The sequence below is a fragment of the Asanoa sp. NPDC049573 genome, assembly GCF_040676615.1.
In the GTDB taxonomy this organism is placed as follows: Bacteria; Actinomycetota; Actinomycetes; order Mycobacteriales; family Micromonosporaceae; genus Asanoa.
In genome coordinates this window covers 22,418-28,996 of record NZ_JBFAPI010000040.1, presented here as the reverse complement: position 1 = coordinate 28,996, position 6,579 = coordinate 22,418, and the positions used below count along the sequence as shown (strand labels likewise).

The 6,579-nt window shown below is 69.8% G+C and carries 5 protein-coding genes and 1 pseudogene; 5 read left to right on the top strand and 1 reads right to left on the bottom strand.

Annotated elements, in window-relative coordinates:
• Positions 1 to 205, bottom strand: a pseudogene (locus tag AB0J74_RS38325) (lectin); the annotation flags it as partial.
• A 131-nt stretch (positions 206 to 336) separates the two neighbouring features.
• On the opposite strand from AB0J74_RS38325, the gene AB0J74_RS38320 reads away from it, so the two are divergent.
• The 5 genes from AB0J74_RS38320 to AB0J74_RS38300 all read left to right on the top strand — a co-directional run bounded on the left by AB0J74_RS38320 (position 337) and on the right by AB0J74_RS38300 (position 6,557).
• On the top strand, positions 337 to 1,290 hold the full coding sequence (locus AB0J74_RS38320) for an ABC transporter ATP-binding protein (protein WP_363458043.1): 954 nt from the start codon (positions 337 to 339) through the stop codon (positions 1,288 to 1,290).
• On the top strand, positions 1,290 to 2,069 hold the full coding sequence (locus tag AB0J74_RS38315) for an ABC transporter permease (protein WP_363458040.1): 780 nt from the start codon (positions 1,290 to 1,292) through the stop codon (positions 2,067 to 2,069). Before AB0J74_RS38320 ends, AB0J74_RS38315 begins: the two co-directional genes overlap by 1 nt.
• A 13-nt stretch (positions 2,070 to 2,082) precedes the next feature.
• Entirely contained in the window at positions 2,083 to 2,847 is a 765-nt protein-coding gene (locus AB0J74_RS38310; RefSeq protein ID WP_363458037.1) for an ABC transporter permease, read from the top strand.
• A gap of 132 nt (positions 2,848 to 2,979) precedes the next feature.
• Complete coding sequence (gene ggt / locus AB0J74_RS38305) at positions 2,980 to 4,776, top strand: gamma-glutamyltransferase (protein ID WP_363458034.1); 1,797 nt, start codon at positions 2,980 to 2,982, stop codon at positions 4,774 to 4,776.
• Positions 4,777 to 5,021: 245 nt separating this feature from the next.
• A complete protein-coding gene (locus AB0J74_RS38300; protein WP_363458032.1) occupies positions 5,022 to 6,557 on the top strand; it encodes a S8 family serine peptidase in 1,536 nt (511 codons plus the stop codon).
• Positions 6,558 to 6,579 lie beyond the last annotated feature (22 nt).

Sequence of the window (6,579 nt, the reverse complement as noted above, 5' to 3'; positions counted from 1 at the left end):
GCCACCAACCACCGATCGGCGCCCCGTCACCCGGACACGCGAACCAACCCTGATAACCGACACTGATCTTCCCGACCACATCGCCGGGCGGGCTGGCGGCACTGGCCGGGCTGGCCAGGACGGCGGCCAGTTCGGTGGTGGAGACAGCCGCCAGGGCGGAACCGGCCGCCACTGAGGTCACGAATCTTCGGCGCGAGACCGCCATGTCTACCGCTCCTTGGGACGTAGGGACGGATCGACGGTCATCGTGCCAGGACGCGACACGATCACGCAATACTCGTACGCATCCTTGAAATCTATCGACAGCAGCGCCGCAAGAATTCTACGATCATCGCCATGTCCGATGTCCTCGTCGAGGCGGCCGGCCTCGTCAAGCGCTACCCTCCCCGTGATCGCCACGGCACGGCATTCACGGCCGTCGACGGCATCGACTTCGCGCTGCGCCGGGGCGAGTCGTTCGGCTTCCTCGGCCCGAACGGCGCCGGCAAGTCGTCGACCATGCGGATGATCGCCTGCGTGTCGCCGCCGACCGCGGGCACGCTGCGGGTGCTCGGCATGGACCCGCTGACCCAGGGCCGGCAGATCCGGGCCCGGCTCGGCGTGGTGCCGCAGGACGACGCGCTCGACCGCGACCTGACGGTGCTGGAGAACCTGCTCATCTACGGGCGCTACTTCGGGCTGCCCAAATCGTTGATCGCCGCGCGCAGCGGCCAGTTGCTGGAGTTCGCCCAACTCGCCGAGCGCGGCGGCGAGCGCGTCGACGCTCTGTCCGGCGGGATGCGGCGGCGGCTCACGATCGCCCGGTCGCTGATCAACGAGCCGGAGATCCTGCTCCTGGACGAGCCCACCACCGGGCTCGACCCGCAGGCCCGGCACGTCCTGTGGGACCGGCTGTTTCGGCTCAAGCAGCAGGGCGTCAGCCTGATCCTGACCACGCACTACATGGATGAGGCCGAGCAACTCTGCGACCGGCTGGTGGTGATGGACAAGGGCCGCATCGTCGCGCAGGGCTCGCCGGCCGAGTTGATCGCGACGCACTCCACAAAGGAGGTCCTCGAACTCCGCTTCGAGATCGGTGAGCAGGAGAAGGCCCTGGCCAGGCTGCGTGACGCCGAGATCCGCGACCGGTTGGAAGAGCTGCCCGACCGGGTGCTCTGGTATACCGCCGAGGGCGAGGCGGCGCTCGCGGTCGTGCATCAGCTCGGCGTGGTGCCGGCGACGGCGATGGTGCGCCGGGCCAGCCTCGAAGACGTGTTCCTCGCGCTCACCGGCCGGACGCTGGTCGACTGATGGCGACCGCCGACGCGATGGCGTTCCGGGCCTATCACTACTGGATCCTGCGCTACCGGCGGACGTGGCGCGGCACGGTCGTGATCAGCATCGCCAACCCGTTGCTGTTCCTGGTGGCGATGGGCGTTGGCATCGGTCGGCTGGTCGGGCCCGACCCGGCGGTGCTCGGCGGGGTCGACTATCTGGCGTTCTTCGCACCCGGGATGCTGGCGGCGGCCGCTATGCAGAACGGCATCATCGAGTCGGCGTTCCCGGTCGCCTTCAACCGCGGGCCGGGCGGCGCGTATCCCGTCGCGGCCGGCACACCACTGGAGCCCGAAGACATCCTGCACGGCCATCTCCTCTTCATGGCGTCTCGGGTGCTGCTCAGCGCCGCCGTGTTCGCGGCGGTCATGACGGCTTTCGGTGCGGCGCGGTCGCCGTTGGTGCTGCTCGCGGTGCCGGCGGCGGCGCTCACCGCGATGGCGTTCGCGCTGCCGGCGGCGGCCTGGGCGGTGACATTGCCCGACGTGCGCCCGGTGAACGGCATCTTCAAATGGGTGGTGATGCCGCTCTACCTGTTTTCCGGCACGTTCTTCGCCATCGAACAACTGCCGGAGGTCGTACGCCCGGTCGTCTACGCGACCCCGCTGTGGCACGGCGTCGACCTGTGCCGCTCGCTGAGCCTGGGCACGGTGTCGTGGCCGCTGGCGCTCGTACACCTCGGATATCTCGCTGCCCTCGGCGGCGCCGGCTACGTGGTGGCGCGCCGCACCTATCGCCGCCACCTCCACGCGTGAAGGGAAGCGAACCGTGTCGTCGGCTCACCTGATCGTCGTGCGCCACCTCTGGGTCCTGCGCCACGGCCGGCCGTGGAACCTGGTCGTCAACGGCGTCTTCGAGCCGTTCCTCTACCTCCTGTCGATCGGCGTGGGCATCGGGCAACTCGTCGGCGGCGGGTCGGGCGGGTCGGGCGTCTCCGCGTATGCCGCTTTTGTTGCGCCCGCCTTACTCGCCACCTCGGCGATGAACAGCGCGGTCAACGAGACGACCGCCAACGTCTGGTGGCGCGTCCGCTTCGACAAGGTCTACGACGCGATCGTCACGACGCCGATGCGGATCGGTGACATCGCGCTCGGCGAGATCGCCGCGTCGGTGCTTCGGAGCACCCTGTCGTCGACCTGCTTCTTCGTTGTCATCCTGTTGCTCGGCATGGTCCACTCCTGGTGGGCCCTGCTCGCGGTGCCGGCGGCGGTGCTGATCGCGTACGCGTTCTCGGCCGCCGGTCTAGCCGCGGCCACCTACATCCGCGAGCCGCACCACCACCAGTATCTGCAACTGGTCATGCTGCCGATGTTTCTGTTCGCGACGACGTTCTACCCGTTGTCGGTCTACCCGCCCGTGCTCCAGGTGCTGGTGGCGGCGCTGCCGCTCTACCAGAGCATCGAACTCATGCGCGGCCTGACCACCGGCGATCTCGGGCCCGGCATGCTGGCCGCCACGGCATATCTCCTGGCGCTCGGCGTCGGCACGACGTGGCTCGCCCGGCGCCGCCTGGCCGGCCTGCTGCTCACCTGATCCGCCGCGGTCCGTGTCTCGGCCCGCGCCTGCCTCGTTGCTCGTGCCGCGGCGTCTGTGCCGGCCCGACCGGTTGCCGTTCGTGGACCGTGGCGGTAGGACATAGAGACGCATGCTGATCCGGGAGGGCACATGAAGCTCGGAAAGATCGCAGTCGTCGCTGTCGTGGCCGCGGCAGGACTGGTGGCGCCGGGCTCTGCCCCGGCGCTCGCTCACGGTGGTGGCGAGCCGCCCCGAGACCCCACCGCCGTCGGACATGGCGGAGCGGTCTCGACGGTCGACCCCACCGCCACCGCCGTCGGCCTCGACGTGCTCCGCCGTGGCGGCAACGCCGTCGACGCCGCGGTCGCCGCAGCGGCCACGCTCGGCGTGACCGAACCATTCTCCGCCGGCATCGGCGGCGGCGGCTTCTTCGTCTACTACGACGCCAAGACGCGCCGGGTGCACACCATCGACGGGCGCGAGGCGGCACCGCGCGCGATGGGGGAAGACGCATTCATCAAGGCCGACGGCACGCCGATGGCGTTCCAGGAGGCCCGGATCAGTGGCATTTCGGCCGGCGTACCCGGATCGCTGTTGACCTGGAAAGAAGCCCTTCGCAAGTGGGGCAGCCGCTCGCTTGCCGCGTCGCTCTCGCCGGCGGCGGAGGTCGCGCGGCGCGGTTTCACCGTCGACGCGACGTTCCACCAGCAGATCGCCGACAACACCGCCCAGTTTGCCCAGTTCGGCTCCACCCGTGACCTCTACCTCCCGGGCGGGCAGCCGCCGGCGGTCGGCTCGCGCTTCCGCAACCCGGACCTCGCCGACACCTACGGTGAGATCTCCCGGCGCGGCACGGACGCGTTCTACGAGGGCGCGATCGCCCGCGACATCGTCGCGACCGTGCAGCACCCGCCGGTTGTCGCCGACCCGGCCGTGCCATGGGCGTTCGAGATCCGCCCGGGCGGCATGACCCTCGCCGACCTCGACAGCTACGACGTGCGGTTCCCGGCGCCGACCAGGTCGGACTATCGCGGCTACACCGTCTACGGCATGTCTACGCCGTCGAGCGGTGGCGTCGCGGTGAGCGAGGCGCTCAACATCCTCGAGCAATTCGACCTGGCCGGGATGACCACCGCCGAGGCGCTGCACTTCTATCTCGAGGCGAGTGCGCTGTCGTTCGCCGACCGCAACCGCTACGTCGGTGACTACACGTCGCGCAAGGTGCTCGACGAGTTGCTGCGGGACAGCTTCGCCGCGGAGCGGGCCTGCCAGATCGACCCGACAAAGGCGCTGGCCAAGCCCGTCGCGCCGGGTAGCCCGGACGGCCACTATGGAGGGTGCTCGACTGCGGCAGCCGTCGCTGACGGTAACCCCGGGCAGAGCACGACCAACCTCACCGTCACCGACAAGTGGGGCAACATCGTCGAATACACCCTGACGATCGAGCAGACCGGCGGCAACGCGATGGTCGTGCCCGGCCGGGGCTTCCTGCTCAACAACGAGATGACCGACTTCAACTTCGCACAGACCCCGGGCGCGCCCGCCGACCCGAACCTGCCGGCTCCGGGCAAGCGGCCGCGCTCGTCGATGTCGCCGACGATCGTGTTCGACGGCAGCAAGCCGTTCCTGGCGCTCGGCAGCCCGGGCGGCGCGACGATCATCACCACGGTGTTGCAGATCCTGATCAACCGCATCGACCTCGGCATGACACTGCCGGAGGCGATGGCCGCGCCACGGGCCTCGCAACGCAACGGCCCGGGGCAGGCAGAACCCGCTTTCATCACGGCGTACGGCGATGAGCTGGGTGTTCTTGGTCAGACGTTTGCTCCCACGCCCGAACTTGGTGCCGCGACGGCGATTGAGTTCACCCGTCGAGGCCTGATCGCCACGGCCGAGCCGGTTCGCCGCGGTGGCGGCGCGGCGGGCGTCGTGCACAGCTCCCACTGAAACCTCCCCTGACCACCCTGGACGCGGCGGCGACGAGCGGAGTCGTCGCCGCGTTCGTGTCGTGGCCGCCAGTGTCGAGGATTGTCAAGGGCTCTGGGCGGCTGTCCACAGCTGAATGGTTATCCACAGGCCCGCTTGCGCGGTCGTCTCCGATCTGCTGAGGGCCTCTACACTGGTGCCCACGGACAGTCACGACAACCGATGCGCCGGCATGCCGGCCGTTCGGCAGCGACTCGGGCGGTGAGATGAAGCAGTCCAAGGACCGACGCACCAGAGCGCGGCTGCTCGCGACGGTGACAGCCGTGTTGACGGTCGCGTCAGTGCCGTTGGTGGCCACCCCGGCGCAGGCCGACACGGTGCGGTCCCTGTCCTGGCACCTCGACTCACTGCGAATTCCCCGCGCACAGGAAATCACCAAGGGCGCCGGAGTCACGGTGGCCGTCGTCGACGGCGGCGTGCAGGCCGACAATCAAGACCTGGTCGGTCAGGTCGTGCCCGGCAAGGCCTTCGCCAATGATGTCGCGCCCGATGGCCGCACCGATCCCGATCAAAACGTCAGCCACGGCACCGGCATGTCGAGCCTCATCGCGGGCCGTGGCGGTGGCCCGCAGCGGATGCTCGGCATCGCGCCGGAGGCGAAGATCATGCCGGCTGCGGTCGGGATGGCCGCGGAGGCGTTGCCAGAAGCCATCCGCTTTGCGGCAGACCAGCATGTCGGGGTGATCAGCATCTCGATGGAGCCTGCCTCGGTCGTCGTGTCCCCGCTGCTGTTCCGCGCCATCGCCTACGCGCAGCAGCGCGACGTCGTCGTGGTGGCGAGCGCCGGCAACAAGAACGAAGACTCGCTGAGCCAGATCGCCTCCCAGCCCGGCGTGGTCTCGGTCGCCGCCGTCGATCGCAACGGCAAGGTCTGGGGAAACTCCAGCCGCGGCCCCGAGCTCGCGGTCTCCGCGCCCGGCGTCAACGTGATCATGTCGGTCAACGCCGCCTCGTCACCCAATGGCTACGGCGTCGGCGACGGCACCAGCCCGGCCACCGCCATCGTGGCCGGAGTGGTCGCCCTGATCCGCGCACGCTTTCCGGACCTCAACGCCGCCAACGTCGTCAACCGGCTCATCACGACCACCACCGACAAGGGCAAGAAAGGCCGGGATTCCTTCTACGGCTTCGGCATCATCGACCCGGTCCGGGCGCTGACGGCCAACATTCCGCCGGTCGACGCCAACCCGCTCGGCGTACCGGCCCCAGTGCCCGACGAGACCGGCAACGGCGGCAACGGTGCCGATAACAACGACGACGGCGATTCGTCCGGCGCTATCAAGGTCCATGCCGACTGGGGCAGCCTGCTGCTCTACGGGCTCGGCTGCCTGGCTGTCGTGGCCGTCATCGTCATCCTGATCGTCTGGCTCAGCCGCCGCCGTCGGCGCGTGACCGGCAGTGGGCCGCCCGGGCAGCGCTACGGGTCGCCCGCGCCGGGCCCGTGGCACGGCCCACCGCCGACGGGGGTCCCCGGGTCGATGCCGCCCGGATACGTGTCTCCGCAACAGCAGCAGCCGCACTACCCGCCACCGCCGCCGCAACATGGCTACGGGCCGCCGCCGACGCAACCCTCCTACGGGCCGCCACCCGGGCAACCGGTCTACGGACCCCCGGGGCGGCCGGGTCAGGCACCGGCGCCGCAGCCGCCGACCTACGGGCCACCGCAACAGCCCACCTACCCGCCACCACCGCCGCCGGCGCCAACCGAACAGCGGCAACCGCCGCCGGCCAGTGACCGGTAAAGTGCGCATTGACGTTCGGCAC

Bases quoted from the DNA above. Each gene is read 5' to 3' on its own strand.
- AB0J74_RS38320 (WP_363458043.1), top strand. From the start codon at position 337: ATGTCCGATGTCCTCGTCGAGGCGGCCGGCCTCGTCAAGCGCTACCCT.
- AB0J74_RS38300 (WP_363458032.1), top strand. From the start codon at position 5,022: ATGAAGCAGTCCAAGGACCGACGCACCAGAGCGCGGCTGCTCGCGACG.
- AB0J74_RS38315 (WP_363458040.1), top strand. From the start codon at position 1,290: ATGGCGACCGCCGACGCGATGGCGTTCCGGGCCTATCACTACTGGATC.
- ggt (WP_363458034.1), top strand. From the start codon at position 2,980: ATGAAGCTCGGAAAGATCGCAGTCGTCGCTGTCGTGGCCGCGGCAGGA.